Here is a 22,212-nt window from a genome sequence, read left to right as displayed (position 1 = left end):
TTTCCGGATATTACCTGATTTTTCTTGCAATGGTTTCAACCCTCTGTCGAGGGAGAATTCGGCGCTGAGGTCGGCAAAAATTCCAGGATGCAAGACGGTTATAGTGTAAAAACCTTGCACTTGTTGGGTCGGAAAATGGCTGGAAACCCCTATCTAGTCTACCTTACACACTTATGCAGCAAGCCCTACTTAGGGGTAGGTGGGCAATGCCCACCCTACGTAGAACAACATGACTCAATCCCTTGGAGGGTAAGCTTTTTTCTTCACTATTGCCCATTGCCTATTGCCTATTGCCTAGCGCTATAAGTGCATATCCCGGTAATCACCCAGAGATATAGAACAATGTACCTGGGATCAGCCATAGGATAATCCGATGCCGAACATCACCCAACTTGCCTCGAAAATAGACAAAGTTAAAGTCTATGCGGCTGGTGCAACCGTTAGCCGTATCGCCGACTTGCACCTAGAGAATGGAGAAACGCCAGAACAAATAGAAATTTCGGGACTTCCCCTGGCGCTAGATGATAGCAGTGTGCGAGTGCAAGTTGAGGGAAATGCCAATCTGGTGATTCCTACCGATATTCGCATCAGTCTTGCGGTTCCTTCTCACCCAGAACTCCCCAACTCCCCTGCTGAGGAACAACTGCGCCAAGCCGAAGCCGAAGTAAGGCGCATTCAAGAGACGATTGCCCTAATTGATAACGAAATCTCTGTGCTAAAACAGCTTCATGTACCCAATCAACCGAAAGCAGAACCGGGAAAAGCACCACCCCCTTCACCCCTAGCCGCCCGATTAGCGATCGCGAATTTTCAAGATGAACAAATTCGTAGCCGTATTCAGGAACGACGGGAAATCCAGAACAGCTTAAAGGAAGCAAACACCCACTTAGACGAGTTATTACACAAACAGAAACTGGCGTCAACCGCCCAACAGGTGAAACCGCACGAATTGCGGAAAATGGTGATTATCAGCTTAAGTTATCCGGGGGAGGTGACAGTTTCCCCGCAACGGTTAATTGTCGAGTATTTCGTTCCTGGCGCACGCTGGACACCCACCTATTTATGCCGTTTAGAGAGTAGCACAAATACCGCCGCGATCGCGGTTCGGGCTTTTTTGTGTCAGCGCACAGGAGAAGATTGGTCTGGAGTTCGCTTAGAACTATCAACAGCTAACCCGATGACGTGGTGTGAGTTACCAGAATTACCCTCACTGCGGTTAGGACGTACCCAGCCTATCCCTAGAAAATCCGGTTGGCGTTTACCTCCCCTTGGTGCAACAATGCTGTTTGCCGATTATGACCGTCAGAAGCCGCAGGTGGTCACTGGACAAAGAGCCTTTACACAACCAGCGAGTACACTCAACAGTTCATCCTACAATCTGGAACTGAATCTGATTAATCAACATCGGGATCAAAAACTGACACAGAAGAAAGCACAAGACGATCTGGATATGGAGCTTGAATGCCTCCTGTCCAATGCCGATAAGGCTATGGAGTTTCATAACCTGTCCGATGAATCAGGAGACGAGTTTGCTGACCTTGAACGTTCCCTGTCTGATGAACCCGAAGAAACAGAATGCGACTTAGATAAAACTCTCTATAATTTACTGGAAGAAACAGACTGCAACTTAGGTGAAACCTTGAATAAAGCTAGCAGTAACCCGGTGATTAACTTGGTGAACCTGACTTACAATTTAATGCGACTTCCCGGCGCAGATGACCCCGATAAGCGAGGGAAATTACTGCTTCAAAACCAGCAGCAAGTCTATCTAGAACTCTTTAAGCAACAGCAGTTTGTGGTAACCTTCAATGTTCTAGAAATCGTCAAGCAGGCTATATCAAAATCCCACCAATGTTTGTCTACCCCATTACCGCCTGGTGGGATATCAGTACGTGACGCCGCAGGTTCCTTTGATTATGCTTATCTTGCCGATGGACGGGTGGATGTTCCGTCAGATGGACAATTTCATTCCGTAGCACTAACTAGCCAAAGTACCGATGTCAACCTGCGCTATATTGTCGTTCCCCGTGAAGATACCAATGTCTTCCGAATCGCCCAACTTTGCAATCCTTTAGACGCCCCACTTCTAAGCGGTTCAGCTGATGTTTATGTTGATGGTGAGTATATCTTATCCACGACATTACCCACCGTACCCGCCAAGGGACAAGTTGAATTGGGTTTAGGCGTCGAGCAAGGGATAAAAGTCGCTCGAAACACGACGTATCGGGAGGTGCGTTCCAGTCAGTTATTAGTCGCATTCAACGAACTCCATCACCACCTTACAATTGACATTGCTAATCGTTTAGCCAACGAAGCACGGATTGAGATCCGAGAACGGATTCCTGTACCCCAGGAAGGAGAAAAAGTTGATGTAGAACTTGGTCAAGTTTCCCCGCAATGGCATAAATACGAACAAGAAGAACGCGGACAACCTATTCAAGGTGGATATTGCTGGCGGATACAAGTACCCAGTCAACAACAGGCAAAATTATCAGCACAGTACACCATTAAAACCTACGCCGATAGTGAAGTAATCGGTGGGAATCGACGAGAATAGTTCGTCCGTAGTGAGGGAACCTCAGCCCTCTCCAGCTAAATCTTATAGCACTCTTCGTGCTGACTACCAACTAAGCTAAGTAGTCGGACAAAAGAAAACGGCACTGTATGAAATTTTGTAAACAATCCTCAAACCCTTACAAATGACGAATGACGAATGACGAATGACGATCTTCACCGTTCACGTTAATTATGTCCACCTACTTAAGTGCATATCCTGGTAATCACCCAGAGATATAGAACAATGTACCTGGGATCAGCCATAGGATAATCCGATGCCGAACATCATCCAACTCGCCTCGAAAATAGACAAGGTAAAAGTCTATGCGGCTGGTGCAACCGTTAGCCGTATCGCCGATTTGCACCTAGAGAATGGAGAAACGCCAGAACAAGTCGAAATTTCAGGACTTCCCCTGGCGCTAGATGATAGCAGTGTGCGAGTACAAGTTGAGGGAAATGCCAATTTGGTGATTCCTACCGATATTCGCATCAGTCTTGCGGTTCCTTCTCACCCAGAACTCCCCAACTCCCCCGCTGAGGAACAACTGCGCCAAGCCAAAGCCGAAGTAAGGCGAATTCAAGAGACGATTGCCCTAATTGATAACGAAATCTCTGTCCTGAAAAAGCTTCATGTACCCAATCAACCGAAAGCAGAACCCGGAAAAGCACCCCCCCCTTCACCCCTAGCCGCCCGATTAGCGATCGCAAATTTTCAAGATGAGCAAATCCGTAGTCGCATTCAGGAACGACGGGAAACCCAAAACAGCTTAAAGGAGGCAAAAACCCACTTAGACGAGTTATTACACAAACAGAAACTGGCGTCAACTGCCCAACAGGTGAAACCCCACGAATTGAGGAAAACGGTGATTATCAGCTTAAGTTATCCGGCACAGGTGACAGTTTCCCAGCAACAGTTAATTGTCGAGTATTTCGTTCCTGGCGCACGCTGGACACCCACCTATTTATGCCGTTTAGAGAGTAGCACGAATACCGCCGCGATCGCAGTTCGGGCTTTTTTGTGTCAGCGTACAGGAGAAGATTGGTCTGGGGTTCGCTTGGAACTCTCAACAGCTAACCCAATGACGTGGTGTGAGTTACCAGAATTACCCTCACTGCGATTAGGGCGTACTCAGCCTGTCCCTAGAAAATCCGGTTGGCGTTTACCTCCCGTTGGTGCAACAATGCTGTTTGCCGATTATGACCGCCAGAAGCCGCAGTTAGTCACGGTATCTGAACAGTTCCAAAACCTGGAATCATCTTCAATTGATGTGTCATCAGTACAAGAGTTCAACTTAGGAGGTAAACAGACTGTAAGAGAAAATCTACAAAAGAATAGAACCTCAACACCAAGAGCCTTTACACAACCAGCGAGTAGAATCAAAAGTTCATTCTACAATCGATTATTACAGTTAGATTATGCTGATAAACAGCAGATAGAACAAGCGCGGATAGAAAGCCGTAAGTCAGGACGACCTCTGACCGATATTATTGAATCAATTACCGGGCGTCAGTTGTCACCCGACTTAATCCGCCATTACAAGAAACAGCAACTGTTTGAACTCAAAACAATTTATGGTGTTGAATCTCTTGATCCAGAACTTAGTGAAATTTCCGGGCACCAAGTCAAGGAACTAATTGAAAGCCTCATTCCCCTTGAAATCTGTAGTCGTTATCGTTTAGTCCCGTTATTCAAAAATGATGGTCAACCCCCATTCGTTCTGGTGGCAATGGTTGATCCGGATAATCTGGATGCCCAAGATGATCTCAACCGGATTCTCCGCCCTCAAGGAATTGGACTACGGCGGATGGTTATTACCCAGGAAGATTATCAGCATCTGATTAATCAATATCGGGATCAAAAGTTGGCACAAGAGAAGGAACAGGAAGCTGCCAAGCATATAGGCATCAGTAAGGATCTGGAGAATCTTGACACCCTGTCCAATGCACCAGAAGAAACAGAATGCGACTTAGGCGAAGCCTTGAATGACGCGGGTGATGCCCCGGTGATTAACTTGGTGAATCGCATCCTCGCCAAAGCCCTCCAAGAGGGAGTCTCTGACATTCACATCGAACCCCATGATCCATTTTTATATGTTCGCTTCCGTAAAGATGGCGTACTGCGGCCAGCCTTCGAGCCCTTACCAAGAAAGATTAAAAATGCCGTAGCTAATCGTGTCAAAATCATGGCAGATTTAGACATCAACAAATGTCTATTGCAAAGTGGTCAGTTTCAGCGTCTATTTCAGGGACGTATGGTTGATTTATTCGTCGAAATCATCCCGGCTAGGTATGGGGAAAATATTTATATTAGGGTACAAAAAACAGCCTTTGGTTTCTCAACTGGGTGGATTAACAATGACCTAATGACTTACAATCTGATGCGACTTCCCGGCGCAGATGACCCCAATAAGCGAGGGAAATTACTACGTCAAAACCAGCAGGATGTTTATCTAGCAATCCTCAAGCAACAGCAATTTGTGGTAAATTTTAATGTCCTAGAAATCGTCAACCAGGCTATATCAACTTCCCAACAATGTCTGTCTACCCCATTACCATTTGGTGGAATATCAGTACGTGACGCCGCAGGTTCCTTTGATTATGCTTACTCTGCTGATGGACGGGTGGATGTTCCGTCAGATGGACAATTTCATTCCGTAGCACTAACTAGCCAAAGTACCGATGTCAACCTGCGCTATGTTGTCGTTCCCCGTGAAGATACAAATGTTTTCCGAATTGTTCAACTTTGTAATCCCCTAGATGCCCCACTTTTAAGTGGTTCAGCTGATGTTTATGTTGATGGAGAGTATATTTTATCTACGACATTACCAACCGTACCCGCCAAGGGACAAGTTGAATTAGGTTTAGGCGTCGAACAAGGAATAAAAGTGGCTCGAAACACGACGTATCAGGAAAAACGTTCCAGTCATTTATTAGTCGCATTCAACGAACTCCGTCACCACCTTAAAATTGATATTGCTAACCGTTTAGCCAACGAAGCACGGATTGAAATTCGAGAACGGATTCCCGTCCCCCAGGAAGGAGAAAAAGTTGATGTAGAACTTGGTAAAGTTTCCCCGCAATGGCATAAATACGAACAAGAAGAACGCGGAAAACCCATTCAAGGCGGCTATCGCTGGCGGATAAAAATACCCGGTCAACAACAGGCAAAATTATCAGCACAGTACACAATTAAAACCTACGCCGATAGTGAAGTAATCGGTGGAAATCGACGGGAATAGTTAGGCGCAGCTAAATAAATCTGGCGATGGGGTTAAGTATTAAGTGTTAAATCTTATGCATCCCCATCATTTAACCCCCTCTGCGCCCCTCTGCGAAAACCTCTGCGTACCTCTGCGTTGAAAAATTATCCATAGATTCCCCCATTAAACAGCCCAAAAAACTTCCGACATTACCCTATAACTCACCGAGGTCAATTATGCCATCAATTACACCCCAACAAGACATTCAATCCTTAACCCTCGACGCACCCGTCACCCTCGTTACCCTACTCGAAGACCGCGCCTTAGTGCAACGCCGTGGCAAAGCCAACCTAACATCAGGATTATGGCGCATCACTGTAGAAAATGTCGCCCCCGTACTTTCCGATAAATCCCTGCGGGCAGAATTTGCAGAAAACTATAACAACGCCAAAATCAATGATGTCCGCGTTCGTCGCCAGATAATCGTCAAAGACGAAGAACGACCCGAAGACATTCAGCCCTTGCATAACGAGTTGCGATCGCACCAGCATCACCTCGCCATAGTTTCAGAAGACTCTCAACATCAGAAGTATTGCTTTAAACAAGTCAATACCATCTTAACCAAAGCCTTACAAGAATTACCCATTGATGCCGTTTGGGGACAAATTGACCCCAAAACCTGGCGGGAACAATTGCAAACCCTGTTTAAACAACTCCGTGAATTACGGACAGAAATATTAAGCAGTGGTGAACATCAAGCACAACTCAGACGGCAAATTGATGACATAACCACTCACCTCCAATCCCTATCCAGTCCAGATACAATTTACACCGCCAAAATTGAATCCGATTTAATGATTTCTGACGCTGGAGACTATGAAATTACCTTCGATTACGTTGTTCCCAATGCCTTATGGCGTCCTTGGCATCAAGCCCGTCTGCTAGTCCCAACTAATGGGTCTTCATCACCAGCTACTCTATCATTTCGGATGGATGGGTGTGTCTGGCAAAATACAGGAGAAGACTGGACGAATGTTGATTTAGTCTTTTCCACCGCCCGCACATCTCTAGGAACTGAACCCCCTCTTTTAAGCGATGACAAATTAAATGTCAAAGAAAAATCCAAACAAATTATTGTTGAAACTCGAAATCAGCAAATTCAAACCACTGGACTGGGTGCAGGTGGAACAGTTCCTCAGAGAGAAACGACTAATTCAGTAAACTTACCTGGTGTTGATGATGGCGGCGAAGTCCGGACGCTTCGCCCTAGCCAAAAAGCAACAATTCCCTCTGATGGTCGTCCCTATCGGGTGCCAATTTTTTCCTTTGAGTCTAAGGCTGAAATTGAGTATATCTTAATGCCAGAAGTCTCCTGTCAGGTTGTTCTCAAAAGCGAACAAATTAATTCATCAACCTGTCCCATTCTAGCTGGACCTGTGGACTTAGTACGTTCATCCGAATTTGTCGGCAAAACTGCCATTGGATTCATCGCCCCCGGAGAAAAATTTGCCTTAGGATGGGGGTCTGATGAAGCCATGCGGGTGCAGCGTAGCCAAACGAAAAAACAAGAAAAAGACCATCTAACCCAGTGGAAACGAGTGATTACGCAAACCCAGTTATTTCTCTCTAATATTGCCGCTGAACCGAGAGAGATTACAATAACAGAGCGGGTTCCAGTGTCAGAATTAGAGCAAGTCAAGGTCAAGGTTTTGACGAAAAAAACAACCAATGGAGTTCAACCCGATAATGATGGATTTTGTACCTGGAAATTGACCCTCGCGCCCTACTCTAAACGTCAAGTCACCCTAGTTTATCAAGTGGCAACAGCGCCAGAGGTGAAAGGAGCATTGTAAGGGTACGGTATTGCCCATTCTCAACCCCTCACCCCCAGCCCCTCTCCCACCCTGGGGAGAGGGGAGCAAGAAGCAAGCGGTGTTCCAAAGGTACTTTGGAAGCGTCTTTATGTGATATAGCAATCCTATTTAGGTTGTGGCAATTTTCAAAACTGAAACCCTTGCTATACCTGGATTTCAAGCCGTACACTTGCTGCATCCTATTGAGGATTGCTATAGTTCCCCTTCTCCCTTGATGGGAGAAGAGGTTAGGGGATGAGGGTGAAATACTTGCCAGTTGTGCTTTTCACCTGAAGTTGACACAAATGGGTAATGCTGTGTCCCTACAGCTCAAACCACTGGATTGGGTAATGGAGGATTTTTCGTTAATGACTCGACTAACCAATACGTCATCATTTCTCCTTTTCCTTTAACGGCAATTTTCCCCCGTTGTTCAAAGCGATATTGCTCTTTTAAACAGGTATAGGTTGCTTCAGTGACTTGAATTTTACCCGGTAAACTTAATGATTCCATGCGAGAGGCAACATTAACCGCATCTCCCCATAAATCATAGATGAATTTCTTGGTGCCAATCACACCTGCGACAACTGAACCCCTGTTTACACCAATGCGGATTTGTAGCTGTTCACCATAGCTCTCTTGAAAACGGGCGATCGCGTCTCGCATATCTAGCGCCATTTGCGCTACGGCTTGAGCATGATTGGCTTTGGGAACGGGTAATCCACCGACAACCATATACGCATCACCAATGGTTTTGATTTTTTCTAACCCATGTTGCTCAGTTAATTGATCAAAAATTGAGAAGATTTCATTGAGTAAGTCAACCATTTCCGTGGGGTTTATCTTTGTCGATAATGGGGTAAAGCCGACAATATCCGCAAACAAAATCGTCACATCAGCGAATTGTTCGGCAATCGCTGTTTTCTCTTTTTTCAGGCGTTCAACAATCGGAGCGGGTAAAATATTCAGTAATAATTCTTCAGAACGCTCTTGACTTTTTTTCAGGGCAATATCCGTAATTTGACGCTCTAATTCCGCTCCGGCTCTAGCGGCGAATATTTTTAAGACCAATTCGCGGGTTTCATCCTTGAGCATGGGTTGAGTGTCTAGAACAGCAATATGACCAATGACATTCCCCATGGAATCAGTTAAAGGAATTCCCGCATAGCTTTCGGCTTTTAAGTCCACTAAGTCTTGATCATCAGGGAAACTCGCGATAATATTGTCAGAATAGCAATAATATTTGTTATTTTGAATCACTTCCTTACAGGGTGTTCCCAGCAAGTCATATTCAATATTTTTGACAAATTTCTCGTCCAGCCAAAAGGCTAATGTCCGGACTCGTTTTTGTTTAAAATCTAGACATTCGGTAACAAACGCATAACGAACTGACAAAATTTCGGCAAGTTGGCGAACACAAGCGTTGAAAAACTCGCGCCCTGTTTTGGTGGCGGTTCCCTCAACAATTAATTGTAAGGCTTCTTCACGGCGTTTGCGATCGCTAATGTCCCGCATCACCGCTATAACGCTATCCTGGGATAGAGGAGAAATCTTGGCAGAGAAGTCTATTCTGCCGTTTTCTAACTGAAGACTATATTCAATTTCAATCGTTTCCTGGCGTTCTAATACGTTTTGAATCGTACTTTGTAACAAATCGGCTTGGGATTGGGGTAAACTTTCATGGACTGTGTTTCCCTGGGCGAGTTGGGGAGATTGAGAGACCAACTCATGGTTGGGTGTGGCGATTTTTAGATAGCGCCCCTGGGAATCCAAAACTAACACCAGTTCAGTCATGGCGTTGAATAAGGTGCGAAGTTCTGCTTCTGATGTGGTTAAAGCGGTTTTAGTTTTTTGTAATACGTCTACAGTTTTTTCCAGCTTTTTATTGCGATGTTCGAGTTCACTTTGCAGGCGTTTAAGGTTTAATTGGGTTTGGATTCTGGCTAAAACTTCTTCAAATTGAAAGGGTTTGGTGATATAATCAACACCGCCATACTGAAATGCCTGCACCTTTGTCTCAGTATCCGAAAACGCACTCAGGAAAATAATTGGAATAGAACTTGTTTTCGGATCAGCTTTGAGTTGTTCACAGACTTCATAGCCATCTAATCCGGGCATATTGATATCCAGGAGAATTAAGTCTGGGGGAAGCAGCCGAGCTGCATTTAATGCCATTTCACCATTAATGGCTTTGCGGATTTGATAGTTGTAGTCTGATAAGAAATCCGATAAAAATTTAATATTGTGGGGTTGGTCGTCAACAATGAGAATATCGGCGATGAATGTGTTGTCGTTTGTCATTTGTCAAAACACTGATTTCACGGATTTATTGGAAAGATTTGGGTGGGGAAGTGAAAGGTTAGTGACACTAATTTCACGGATTTATTGGAGAGATAGTCAAGTTTATCAGTTGATCAAATTGATAGGTTTTCACTAACTCACTTAGCACCTCTATAAGTTGAGATTGTTCCTCAGGAATTTGATCAATTAAGCTTAAACATAGGGCATCGTTACAAGAACTTGCCGCGTAGTGGAGTTGCTCAATCCATTCGGATGACATAATCGTCAGATCATTGGCATCTAGAGTATAATCCGATGGAGATACGCTGGCATCAGTAGCATCAGACACCGTTTCGCCTGTTGTGTTCTGGGAATACTCCACCCCTAAATATTGACTGACAATTTCTAGAATTTCCTCCCGCTGAAACGGCTTGCTGATAAACGCATCACATCCGGCGGTTAAACATTCATTTCGCTTATGGGCAAACGCACTGGCGGTAATCGCAATAATCGGCGGAATCGTGGCAAAATTCGACTGTTTAATCTGTCGAGTGGCTTGATAACCATCCATAATCGGCATGTGCATATCCATGAAAATCAGTTCAGGTTGCCATTGTTGCCACAGCGCGATCGCGGCTTGTCCATTCTCTGCCGATTTAACCTGAAAACCCACCTCCTTTAACAGCGTTACCAATAGCTGGCGGTTTACCAGATGATCTTCAACGACTAAAATTCGATAGGCGGGTTGTCCGGGGGCTAATTCCGTCACCTCCTGGAAATCAGAGGCTGGAGTATCGGGGATAGATTCTGTTAATTCTACCTGAATTTGGAATTTAAAACAACTTCCTTGTCCCAATTCACTTGTGACAGTAATTTCACCGCCCATCAATTGCACAAATTTCTGAGAAATCTTTAATCCTAACCCGGTTCCTTCGTCGGTATTTTGCCCAAGTTTGGTCTGCTTAAAGGCTTGAAATAGCTCATCCCTGTCTTCTTTGGCAATTCCGGGTCCGGTGTCAGCTACTTCAAATCCCAGGTTGACGGTTTTACCCTGACTAACCCTCGATACCTCTAGGGTAACTTGACCGTTTTCTGTGAATTTAATCGCATTACTCAGCAAGTTGATTAAGACTTGGCGTAATTTATGTTCATCGGTTCTAATCCATTGGGGAACAGTATCGTCTCGCTGAACCCTTAAGCGTAATCCTTTAGACTTTGCCTTGAGTTGGAACATGGATTCCAGACGGCGCAAGAGTTGATGTAAATTACAGTCACTTTCCTCTAAGGTTATCCGCCCCGCTTCAATTTTTGACATCTCTAAGACATCATTAATCAACTCCAGTAAATGTTCACCACTGTGATTAATAATTTCCATGTACCCTTGATGCTGGGCGGGTAAGGATTGATCGCGCTGCATGAGTTGCGTAAATCCTAAAATCGCATTCATGGGCGTGCGGAGTTCGTGACTCATATTAGATAAAAACTCACTTTTTGCCCGGTTTGCCGCATCCGCTGCTTCTTTTGCCTGTTGAAGTTCAATGGCTTGGTTTTGGGTTTGGGCAAAGAGTTCAGCCTGTTGAACGGCAACACCCAGTTGATTACCAATTTGGGTAACAATTTGGACTTCTGCGGGTTGCCATTGTCGAGGATTACTGTTTTGATACACCCCTAAGAGTCCCCATAGTTGCTGACCGCAAAAAATGGGGGCGATGATATAGGCTTGGGCTTGCATTCCTTTGAGCAAGTTGAGATAGCATTCGGAAAAGTTAGCTTGTTCAACATCAAAGACGCAGCAATAGGTGTTCTTTTGTCGATAGATTCCACCCTGTCGTTCTTGCAGATACGTGTCTTGAACCAATCCATCTGCATCGGTTAATTGAGTGGCAAGACACTGGGGATTAACCGTTGTGGTTTGGGCAAAGGTAGAGGCTTTTTTACCGTCACGAAGTAAAGCCTGCCAACCGGGGGCAACGGATTCAGCAACGATTGTCCCACTCCAATCGGAGTTAAACTCATAAATCAGAACGCGATCGCACTCAATGGCTTGTCGTAATTCAGCCGTTGTCGCCTTAAAGATGGTGTCTAAATCTAAACTTTGGCGCATTTGCTGGATGACGCGGTTAATTGCTTTTTCCCGCTGTGCCATCAATTTGATCGCGGCTTCGGCGGCAATCCGTTCTTGAATTTCAGTTTCTAAGGTGGCGTTGGTTGCCATTAATTCTGCGGTGCGTTCCTCAACCCGAAATTCTAAGGCTTCGTAGGCGCGATGTTTTTCGTCTTCTGCCCATTTCCGTTGCAATTCTGTGGCGGCGCGGGCGGCAAATACGTTCATCATCGCTTGATCTAAATTGGTGATGCACAAGGGTTTGATATCACAAATACCCAGCATCCCAATTACCTGTTGATTTCCGTCGAGTAAGGGAATCTCCACGCAATGTTCGGTATCCTTTGTATCGGGGAAAAGTTGCTGCCAATTGTCAGCTTCGTTACCACTCGGTTGAGTTTGGGGAATAATTTCACAGGAGGTAGGCTGTAACTGGGACACCTGACAGGATGTGATGCAACAACAAGCAAGGTTACGCCATCCCGGTTCGCGATCGCAGATTTTCTCAGCGACGACGACAGAGGGAACATGTAAGGATTTTGCCAAATTCTGCACCAAGGCGGCAAAAAAGTCTTCTCCCGTAACCGAGGCTGTACCCGCAACAATGGCGCGTAGGGTTTCTTCGGTTTGGCGTCGTTGTACCACTTGCTGCTGTAATTCCCGGTTAATCGCTTCCAACTGTTCCGGGGTGCGTAGGGCGAGGAATTGGGGCAGTAAATCGATTAATCGTAGCGCTGTATAACAAGATATCAGGGCGGTTAAAGCGCGTTCAATTCCGGATATCCAGTAATCGGCATACCACAGTGTCCAAATATCAAACAGATGTCCGATGCCACAGAAAATAATAAACGCCCCGAATAAAATAAATACTCTAGAGAAAGGAATATCCCGGCGTTGGCGGACAAAGTAAATCAGCATTGCCGGAATCGAGAAATACGCGATCGCAATCAGTGCATCACTGACAACATGTAATCCCACTAGGGGAGTTTGCCACAGGTAACAGTTCCCGTGGGGCATATAGCTACGGGAGGATAAAATAGTCTGTAATGATTCCAACACAGTCTTCTTTTCCTAAAAAATTCTTTAACGCAACGGTTTAATCCACCCTGGTTTGTTTTATCGTGCCATTAGATCGGTAAAGTTATAGCAACCGCCACAACGGTTAGGACACTAAACATACATTGACACAATAAGCGGCATTCATCTGATGTCCTAATGACCCTGGCGACTGCTATACCATCCACGATAGAAGGTTACGTGGGGATCGTCATTCGTCATACTCGCTTCGCGAGAAGCAAGCTACGTCATTCGTCCTTTGCTCCCCCAGCTTCCCCTCACCACAACACTTATTCAGCAGCCCCTAGTTAGGTGGATGGATATAAACCTAACTCTATTAAGTCTAGAAATCTGTGTACGGGCGGGTTTAGGGACAAAATTAATGGAGTAACCAATAACCTTTGTACAAAACCCGCCCTGCCCCACCCTTTCACCCCGATATTGTTTATGTGCGATCGCGGTTGGGAATCTAATCGGTTTTGTTGTCCGGTTTTGGATTAATTGATTGCCTTTCGCTGGGGGAGTGGGAGGGTTTTGTTGTTCCGTTATTGGTGAGGAGGGCGGGTTTTGTTGTTCCGTTATTGGTGGGGAGGGCGGGTTTTGTTGTTCCGTTATTGGTGGGGAGGGCGGGTTTTGTTGTTCCGTTATCGGTGGGGAGGGCGGGTTTTGTTGTTCCGTTATCGGTGGGGAGGGCGGGTTTTGTTGTTCCGTTATTGGTGGATATCTGAATTGATTCCCTAAACCCGCCCCTACATCTAATTTGGACTCTGCACCCCTGCACCTCAGCACCTCAGCACCCCCGCACCCCTGCACCTCTGCACCCCTGCACCGGAATCCCTTGTCTTCTCCAAACAAGCGCTATAAAGAAATGTGAATTAGGATCGATGATAGTCAAGATAGAATCAGACAGCGACTTCACCCAACCTGGGTGGAGATCTGCTGCTGCCGAGGAGATAAGCTATGGAAAACGAAAAAGTACCAACTACTATTATCACGCTGACCGCCGGTGTCGTTATCACCCTGGTCAGTTTGTGGGTTGGTCAAAACCACGGCTTGATGCCAGAACAGGCATCAGAACAAGCGCCGTTAGTCGATGAGTTTTTTGACGTGATGATGACTATCGGCACTGCCCTGTTTTTAGTCGTCGAAGGGGCGATTGTGATTGCCATGATTCGATTTCGGCGACGCGAGGGGGATGATACGGATGCTGAACCCATCATCGGTAATTTGCCCTTAGAAGCCTTTTGGACAGCCATTCCTGCCATTATCGTGATTGGACTAGGAATTTACAGCGTCGAAGTTTATCGAGACATGGGTGGTTTTGAACCGAACTTGGTTAAATCCGATACCCCCGCGCAGATGGCGAGTATGCCCGGAAGTGCGATCGCCGCCCCCTTAGTGGCTGATGCGGAGGGGATGGAGTCGGATGAAGCCGCACCCAAGGGCGCTAAATACGGCTTTGGCGCCGCACCTAAACGGCAAGGACAGACGGCTGACTTAGTGGTGAATGTCACGGGTTTACAGTTTGCTTGGATCTTTAACTATGCCGATAGTGGCGTTGTTGCTGGTGAATTACACGTTCCGGTTGGCAAAGACGTGCAACTGAATATCTCCGCCCAAGATGTGATTCACTCTTTCTGGGTACCTCAGTTCCGCCTCAAACAAGACGCCATTCCGGGTCAAGAAACGGAACTGCGGTTTGTTGCGACAAAACCTGGAACCTATCCCGTGGTTTGCGCTGAACTCTGTGGGGGTTACCACGGTGCGATGCGGACACAGCTTATTGTTCATACCCAAGAGGAGTATGAGGCTTGGTTCAAGGAAAATCAAGTTGCCCAGCAGCAAAACCCGAATCAAACCGTGGCGGTGAATCCGGCGGATCTATCCGAGTCCGAGTTTCTGGAACCCTACACGACTAAGTTGGGCGTTGATGAAAAAACGTTAACCCAGTTACACTCAATGCATGAATCCTAAACAGAAGCCCATCACACTCCAGTTGTCCATCTGGACAGGCTGCTTTAGTTGTCACAAGAAATTCTGATGACCCAAACCGAAACTGCACCTCAATCTCAAGCCACTTCCCACAGTTCCCATCCAACGGCATGGAAGTGGTATGACTATTTCACGTTTAATGTTGACCATAAGGTCATTGGCATTCAATACCTAGTTACCTCGTTCGTGTTTTATTTGATCGGGGGATTAATGGCAGTCGCTATGCGGGCTGAACTGTATACCCCCGATGCCGATTTACTTGATCCCAATCTTTATAATGCTTTTCTGACCAATCACGGCACGATCATGATCTTTTTCTGGGTCGTTCCGGCAGCTATTGGCGGGTTTGGTAACTACCTGATCCCGTTGATGATTGGTGCCAGAGATATGGCATTCCCGAAACTGAATGCGATCGCCTTTTGGCTGGTTCCTCCAGCGGGGGCGCTGCTGTTAGGCAGTTTCTTTTTCGGCGGCGCTCAATCCGGGTGGACATCCTACCCCCCGTTGAGCCTGATTACTGCCAATACTGCTCAATCGATGTGGATTCTCAGCATTATCTTGGTGGGAACCTCCTCAATTTTGGGTTCGGTGAACTTTATCATCACCATCTTCAAAATGCGCGTTCCTAGTATGCGCTGGGATCAGATGCCGTTGTTCTGTTGGGCGATTTTAGCCACATCGATATTAGCCCTGTTTTCCACGCCCGTGTTAGCGGCTGGATTAACCCTGCTGTTATTTGATATCAACTTCGGCACTAGCTTCTTCCGCCCCGATGCTGGGGGGAATGTGGTGGTGTATCAACACCTGTTCTGGTTCTACTCCCACCCGGCGGTGTATCTGATGATTCTGCCGATTTTCGGGATTATGTCGGAAGTGGTTCCGGTTCATGCCCGTAAACCGATCTTTGGCTATAAGGCGATCGCCTATTCATCCCTAGCCATCTGTATCGTCGGTCTATTCGTTTGGGTACACCACATGTTTACCAGTGGCACCCCCCCTTGGATGCGGATGTTCTTCACCATCTCCACGCTGATTGTGGCAGTCCCGACGGGTGTGAAAATCTTTAGCTGGGTGGCGACACTCTGGCAGGGAAAAATCCGCTACACCTCGGCAATGCTGTTTGCGATCGGTTTGTTAGGCATGTTTGTCTTGGGCGGACTGAGTGGCGTAACCCTGGGAACGGCACCCTTTGATATTCATGTCCACGATACCTACTACATTGTGGCGCACTTCCACTATGTTCTCTTTGGTGGTTCGGTGTTTGGTCTTTATGCTGGCATGTATCACTGGTTCCCCAAAATTACGGGTCGGATGTACAACGAAACTTGGGGGCGGGTTCACTTTATTCTCACCTTTATTGGCGCGAATCTCACCTTCCTCCCTATGCATTCCTTGGGTTTGCAAGGAATGCCTCGCCGGGTAGCGATGTATGACCCCCAATTCACGGCAATTAATCAGCTTTGTACCTTCGGTGCGATTCTATTAGGGTTCTCGGTGGTGCCCTTCGCGATTAATTTAATTTGGAGTTGGATTGCAGGACCCAAGGTGGGTGATAATCCCTGGGATGCCTTGAGCCTGGAATGGACAACCAGTTCACCACCTGAAATCGAAAATTGGGAAGTCTTACCCGTATTAACCCATGGTCCCTATGCGTATGGCATGAATGGTCGCAATGGTAAAGGTCTCAATCCCAGTGCGCCAGCATCGGGGGAACCTGCTGTTGAAGCGAAGTAAGGTTAATTTATGACTGTAGAGACGTGCCATGGCGCGTCTCTACGTGTAGATGGCGATAGGTAAACGAAAATTATGCAAGGTTCAACGATTGACGAATATCAAGTCTCCTCTACCCCCGAAGCCTCGGCTGAAGGGGCGGTGGCGGAACATGAGGAACATCCCGATTATCGGGTTTTGGGGCTAATCGTCTTTCTTGCCTCTGAATCCCTGATGTTTGGTGGGATGTTTGCCTCGTATTTAATCTATCGAGGGGTATCCACAACCTGGCCCCCCGAAGGCACAGAAGTGGAACTCTTAGTTCCGGCAATTAACACAATTATTCTGGTGTCGAGTAGTTTTGTCATCCATAACGGAGATGTGGCGATTAAAAAGAATAATGTCTCCGGGATGCGGTTGTGGTATATCATTACCGCGATTATGGGCGTCATTTTCTTAGGCGGTCAGGTGTATGAATATCTCACATTGGGGTATGGTCTGACCACGAATGTGTTTGCTAACTGCTTTTATCTGATGACTGGATTCCACGGGTTGCACGTTACCGTCGGGGTTTTACTGATTCTCGGCGTCTTATGGCGATCGCGTCGTCCCGGACATTACGGTGAAACCAAGCACGTTGGCATTGAAATGGCAGAAATTTATTGGCACTTTGTCGATATCATCTGGATTATTCTGTTTACCCTGCTGTACATCCTGACGCTGTTTTAAAGCGAAGACGTAGAGACGTGCCATGGCACGTCTCTACCCTTGTCGGGTGGGCTTTATCCGACCTTCCCATATTTCATATAACGGGGGTAGCGTTCCCCGGATTTGGTATTAGTTCTCCCTATCATCCCGACGGAAAGGATGCTGACCAACTGCCAGTTCTTGTTTACTCTGTCTCAAATTATGCCACAACTCTTTAATTTGTTTATAGGCAGCTTCGGGTTCAACTTTACCTGCGGTTTCTAAGTTGCAAATATAGTTTACCTTTTGCGCGAATTCCTGTAAATTGGCATTAAACACTAAATTTTCTGGCTTGACATCGCCGTAATAGCGACTGCGTGGATATAAAAACTCATCTCTATCGGTCATTTGGATCTCCTTTGATAAAAGCTATTGTCGATCAACTGGAATCTAATTCCCCCCTATTTCTCAAGAAATTTAATAATATTGATGGCATCTTTTCCTTAGTCCATTGACGAGAATTAACTTGGTTGAACGGTGACATCCCCACCAGAAGCAGTGCCTAAACTAACGTGGCGCAAGTTTCCCATCAGCGAAGTGGATCACAAATCACTACTCAGAAGTCAACGCCTCACGGATGGGTACTCGGTCTAGTCCGATCCTCTGTAGCCAAGACAAAACTACAAGGACAGCGTCTAAGAGGTTTGCCATCCTATCTGACTCAGAATAATTAATGGTACAAATTTTTTAGACTCCCACCATCTACCATTGTAGTGAATCTGGCGTGAATAACCCAGCGCCGCTTTGGGGGACAGGGGTTTGGTGACCCAACCCCTACTGCACTATCCTGATTCAATGAATCTATCGAGCCTACTCTGATCATGTCTCAACCGCAAAAACTATACGAAGGCAAAGCCAAAATCCTTTATCCGACTGAAGATCCAGAGATACTCCTCACCGTCTACAAAGATGATGCAACTGCCTTTAATGCCCAAAAGCGAGGTCAAATCGTCGGTAAAGGGGAAATGAATTGTGCGATCGCGGCTCACTTGTTTAAGTTTCTGGAATCTCAAGGGATTCGCACCCATTTTATTGACTGTCCCACCTCCAACCAGATGCGGGTCAAGCGGGTGACAATCTTGCCCGTGGAAGTTGTGGTGAGGAACATTGCCGCAGGGAGTCTGTGTCAACAAACTGGATTACCTCTGGGCAAAATCCTGCCCCAACCCTTGGTGGAATTCTACTATAAGAAGGACGAATTAGGAGATCCCTTGCTCACTCGCGATCGCTTATTACTCCTAGACCTGGCAACACCTGACCAACTTAACCAGTTAGACCAACTGGCATTACAAGTCAACCAGAGTCTCACCACCTTTTTCCAAAGCTGCGGCATTACCCTGGTGGACTTTAAGCTAGAATTCGGCATTGATACCAACCAACAGTTACTCTTAGCCGATGAAATTAGCCCCGATACCTGTCGTCTGTGGAACCAAGCAGAAACTGATCCCCAACAGCGCGTCATGGACAAAGACCGCTTTCGTCGGGATCTCGGACAAGTCGAACAAGCCTATCAGCAAGTTCTAGAGCGAGTGCTAGCCCAAGACAGCAGAAAGTAGAAGGCAGAGGACACAAAGCTGTAAAGTTTATGAGGTCTGCTTTTTTCTGTGCTTGTTAACGGGTAGGCATGGGTAGCCAAGCCGTGCTAGGGGAACTTAATGGCTTCAGAGTAAGCGAGGTGATGAAAATCCTGGTATTTTGTCCTTTATCAGTTAAATGATGACATCTTAAGTTTAAAGCAACTCGAGGTCAGATCCTAAGTCAACTTAATCAAGCTTGTTCAGTAGGCGATCGCTCAACTGACTAACAAGCAGTGAACAACGGATAAAAGCTGATCGCAACCCTTGCAATCAACGTGGTGTGTGGACGTGTCAAAAAATCTGAGGATCATGCGCTTATCTCCTTTATTAACGGCAATTCTCGCGGTAACGGCTAGCATCGGTTTATCAAACTCCCCTAGCCATGGGCAAACAACAGACCAACCTATCCGCGACTTTGAACCTAGTCAACGGGATGGGTTAAAAGACCATGAGAAAATGGGGATGCCAGACTACCCCGAAGCAACAACGGCTCAACATTGGCTGAATGAAGCCGTTAATGAAACCAGCGAATCGACAACAAACAATCCTAGAGGTGAGGTAGAATCGATTTCCCAGCCGATTCAGGACAATCCAGCGATTCATCAAATTGAGGTGGATTCAACGCCATTACCATCGGTTCAACCAACACATCAGAGGCGAATTCATCACCATGATGTTGCTTCTCCTCAGTTCGCTCAAGTTATTGACAAACCCTCTATAGAAACCAGCGAATCGACAACAGACAGTCCTAGAGGTGAGGTAGAATCGATTTCCCAGCCGATTCAGGATAATCCAGCGATTCATCAAATTGAGGTGGATTCAACGCCATTACCATCAGTCACACCGACACATCAGGGGGGAGTTCATCACCAGGGTATTTCTTCTCCTCGATTCGCTCAAGTTATGGACGAAACGACAACAGAAACCAGCGAATTGGCAAAAGATAAGCCTAGAAATGAGGCAGAATCAACCTCCCCGCCGATTCAGGTCAATTCGACCCAATCAACAATTAACCCCACAACCCTAAATCATCTAGCCCTTCATGCCATAGCAACGCCAACGGTGACGCCAACGCCGCCCCTAATTTCCCAAGTTCAAGTTCCGCCAACTGACGCACCAACGCCACCCGCCAATCAGCCAGAACCACGAGTCTTGGTCTCAGAAGTCGTCATTGACTTTCAGGATTACACCGGACCCCAAGAGCAACTGGAAAACGAGATTTTTCGAGCCATTAGCACCCGACCCGGATTGGCAACCACACGCTCTCAGTTACAGCAAGATGTGAATGCTGTCTTTGCCACAGGTTTCTTCAGAAGTGTAGACGTTGTACCCGAAGATACTCCCCTGGGCGTGCGGATTACCTTTGTGGTCGAACCGAACCCTGTACTGCGTCAGGTGGCGGTGAATACAGTTCCCCCAGAAGCCGAAGCGCGGGTTCTACCTCAGGAGGTGGTTGATCAGATTTTCCAAGAGCAATATGGTGAAATTCTTAACCTGAATGACCTCCAACAAGGCATTCAACGGTTAAACGACTGGTATCAAGAACAGGGATACGACCTGGCTCAAGTGGTTGATGCCTCAGATGTGAATGATGATGGCATTGTCACCGTGACTGTGGCAGAAGGTGTGATTGAAGAGATTGCCGTCCGCTATCTTGATGAAGAGGGAGAACCCATCCTGAATGACGAAGGTGAGCCAATTCGCTTACTCACAGAGGAGGATGAACCCATTGGTGGGCGTACCCGTCCCTTTATCATCACCAGAGAAATGCAACTCGATGAAGGGGATGTATTTAACCGCCAAATTGCTGAACGGGATTTGCGACGAGTTTTTGGTCTAGGACTTTTTGATGACGTGCGCCTCTCCTTTGCTCCGGGAACTGACCCCCGTCGAGTTGTGGTGGTGGTGGATGTGATTGAGAAAAATACAGGCTCCTTGGCGGCTGGGGCGGGAATTAGCTCTGCCAGTGGCTTATTTGGTACAGTGAGCTATCAGCAGCAAAACCTCGGTGGCAATAATCAAACCCTAGGGGCAGAATTCCAGGTGGGAGAACGCGCCTTGCTGTTTGACCTGCGCTTTACCGACCCTTGGATTGCTGGCGATCCCTTCCGCACCTCCTATACCGTGAATGCTTTCCGCCGCCGCTCGATTTCCCTGATTTTCGACGGGGGTGATCCTGAAGTCGAACTCCCCAATGGTGACCGCCCTCGTGTGGTGCGTACCGGGGGTGGAATTAATTTTACTCGTCCCTTATCCCGCGATCTCTATAGCCGTTCTGAATGGACCGCCTCAGCCGGATTAGAATTTCAAAATGTGTCGATTCGGGATTCAGATGGTGATTTGAGTCCAGAGGATGAACTCGGAAACGATTTAAGCTTCAGTGGAGAGGGTGAAGATGACCTGTTTACCCTGCAACTAGGGGCGGTGCGCGATCGCCGCAATAATCCCCTGCGACCCACGAGTGGTTCTCTGCTCAGATTCGGCGTTGAACAGACGATTCCGATTGGTCAAGGGAGTATCTTTCTCAGTCGCCTGCGCGGTAGCTACAGTTACTATCTCCCTGTAGAATTTACCAATTTCAGTGAAGGAGCCGAAGCCCTCGCCTTTAACGTGCAAGCCGGAACCGCGATAGGAGACTTACCCCCCTACGAAGCCTTTTCTCTCGGTGGGAGTAACTCAGTGCGCGGTTACGATGAGGGAGAAGTGGGTTCAGGTCGCAGCTTTATCCAAGCTACAGCAGAATACCGTTTTCCGATTATCTCGGTGGTGGGCGGTGCTTTATTTTTGGACTTCGGCACCGATCTCGGTACCGGTGATGATGTACCTGGTGAACCTGCGATCGTTCGCGATAAACCTGGCACCGGCTTTGGCTACGGGATTGGTATCCGAGTCCAATCTCCCCTGGGTCCGATTCGTGTGGATTATGGGTTTAATGATGAGGGAGAAAGCCGCCTCCATTTCGGTATTGGAGAGCGTTTTTAGGAGATCGTCATTCGTCATTCGTCCTTTGTCCTTTGTAAGGATTTGAGTACCAGTTACAAAACTTAGTGAGCGTGCTGTTTTCTTTTGTCCGAAGGGTTGAGCGAGGTGTTCTCTGACATAAGACCAATGACCAATGACCAATGACCAATGACCAA

General features: G+C 46.8%; 11 protein-coding genes. 8 read left to right on the top strand and 3 right to left on the bottom strand.

Features of this window, described 5'->3' with window-relative positions:
• The first annotated feature begins 373 nt into the window (after positions 1-373).
• The 3 genes from RID53_RS22010 (at position 374) to RID53_RS22000 (ending at position 7,609) form a co-directional block, all read left to right on the top strand.
• On the top strand, positions 374-2,557 hold the full coding sequence (locus RID53_RS22010) for a mucoidy inhibitor MuiA family protein (protein WP_446390125.1): 2,184 nt from the start codon (positions 374-376) through the stop codon (positions 2,555-2,557).
• Positions 2,558-2,831: 274 nt separating this feature from the next.
• Positions 2,832-5,795 carry a mucoidy inhibitor MuiA family protein gene (locus RID53_RS22005; RefSeq protein ID WP_446390124.1) on the top strand — a complete coding sequence of 988 codons (2,964 nt, stop codon included), beginning with the start codon at positions 2,832-2,834 and terminating at the stop codon, positions 5,793-5,795.
• A gap of 197 nt (positions 5,796-5,992) precedes the next feature.
• Positions 5,993-7,609 (top strand): mucoidy inhibitor MuiA family protein, encoded by a 1,617-nt coding sequence (locus RID53_RS22000; protein WP_446390123.1) that lies wholly within the window; start codon positions 5,993-5,995, stop codon positions 7,607-7,609.
• A 330-nt stretch (positions 7,610-7,939) separates the two neighbouring features.
• On the opposite strand, the gene RID53_RS21995 is transcribed toward RID53_RS22000, so the two are convergent.
• Positions 7,940-9,910, bottom strand: a complete 1,971-nt coding sequence (locus tag RID53_RS21995; protein ID WP_446390122.1) for an adenylate/guanylate cyclase domain-containing protein — start codon at positions 9,908-9,910, stop codon at positions 7,940-7,942.
• 73 nt (positions 9,911-9,983) lie between these two features.
• Positions 9,984-13,052, bottom strand: a complete 3,069-nt coding sequence (locus tag RID53_RS21990; RefSeq protein WP_446390121.1) for a response regulator — start codon at positions 13,050-13,052, stop codon at positions 9,984-9,986.
• Positions 13,053-14,009: 957 nt separating this feature from the next.
• Here RID53_RS21990 and RID53_RS21985 point away from each other — a divergent pair.
• The 3 genes from RID53_RS21985 (at position 14,010) to RID53_RS21975 (ending at position 17,480) form a co-directional block, all read left to right on the top strand.
• Positions 14,010-15,023 (top strand): cytochrome c oxidase subunit II, encoded by a 1,014-nt coding sequence (locus RID53_RS21985; RefSeq protein WP_446390120.1) that lies wholly within the window; start codon positions 14,010-14,012, stop codon positions 15,021-15,023.
• Positions 15,024-15,089: 66 nt separating this feature from the next.
• Entirely contained in the window at positions 15,090-16,775 is a 1,686-nt protein-coding gene (ctaD, locus tag RID53_RS21980; protein ID WP_446390119.1) for a cytochrome c oxidase subunit I, read from the top strand.
• A 72-nt stretch (positions 16,776-16,847) separates the two neighbouring features.
• Positions 16,848-17,480, top strand: a complete 633-nt coding sequence (locus RID53_RS21975) for a cytochrome c oxidase subunit 3 (protein ID WP_446390118.1) — start codon at positions 16,848-16,850, stop codon at positions 17,478-17,480.
• Between the two features lie 108 nt (positions 17,481-17,588).
• Here RID53_RS21975 and RID53_RS21970 read toward each other — a convergent pair whose 3' ends face one another.
• The gene (locus RID53_RS21970) at positions 17,589-17,846 is read right to left on the bottom strand and encodes a DUF7219 family protein (protein WP_446390117.1); all 258 of its coding nucleotides are present in this window, start codon (positions 17,844-17,846) and stop codon (positions 17,589-17,591) included.
• Positions 17,847-18,319: 473 nt separating this feature from the next.
• On the opposite strand from RID53_RS21970, the gene purC reads away from it, so the two are divergent.
• Both purC and RID53_RS21960 read left to right on the top strand, forming a co-directional pair.
• On the top strand, positions 18,320-19,054 hold the full coding sequence (gene purC / locus RID53_RS21965; protein ID WP_446390116.1) for a phosphoribosylaminoimidazolesuccinocarboxamide synthase: 735 nt from the start codon (positions 18,320-18,322) through the stop codon (positions 19,052-19,054).
• Between the two features lie 330 nt (positions 19,055-19,384).
• Entirely contained in the window at positions 19,385-22,057 is a 2,673-nt protein-coding gene (locus tag RID53_RS21960) for a BamA/TamA family outer membrane protein (protein ID WP_446390115.1), read from the top strand.
• Positions 22,058-22,212: the final 155 nt, after the last annotated feature.

This window comes from Coleofasciculus sp. B1-GNL1-01, from assembly GCF_040220235.1.
Classification (GTDB): domain Bacteria; phylum Cyanobacteriota; class Cyanobacteriia; order Cyanobacteriales; family Coleofasciculaceae; genus Coleofasciculus.
The sequence above is the reverse complement of the archived record's forward strand: the minus strand, read 5'-3'. Positions and strand labels throughout refer to the sequence as shown.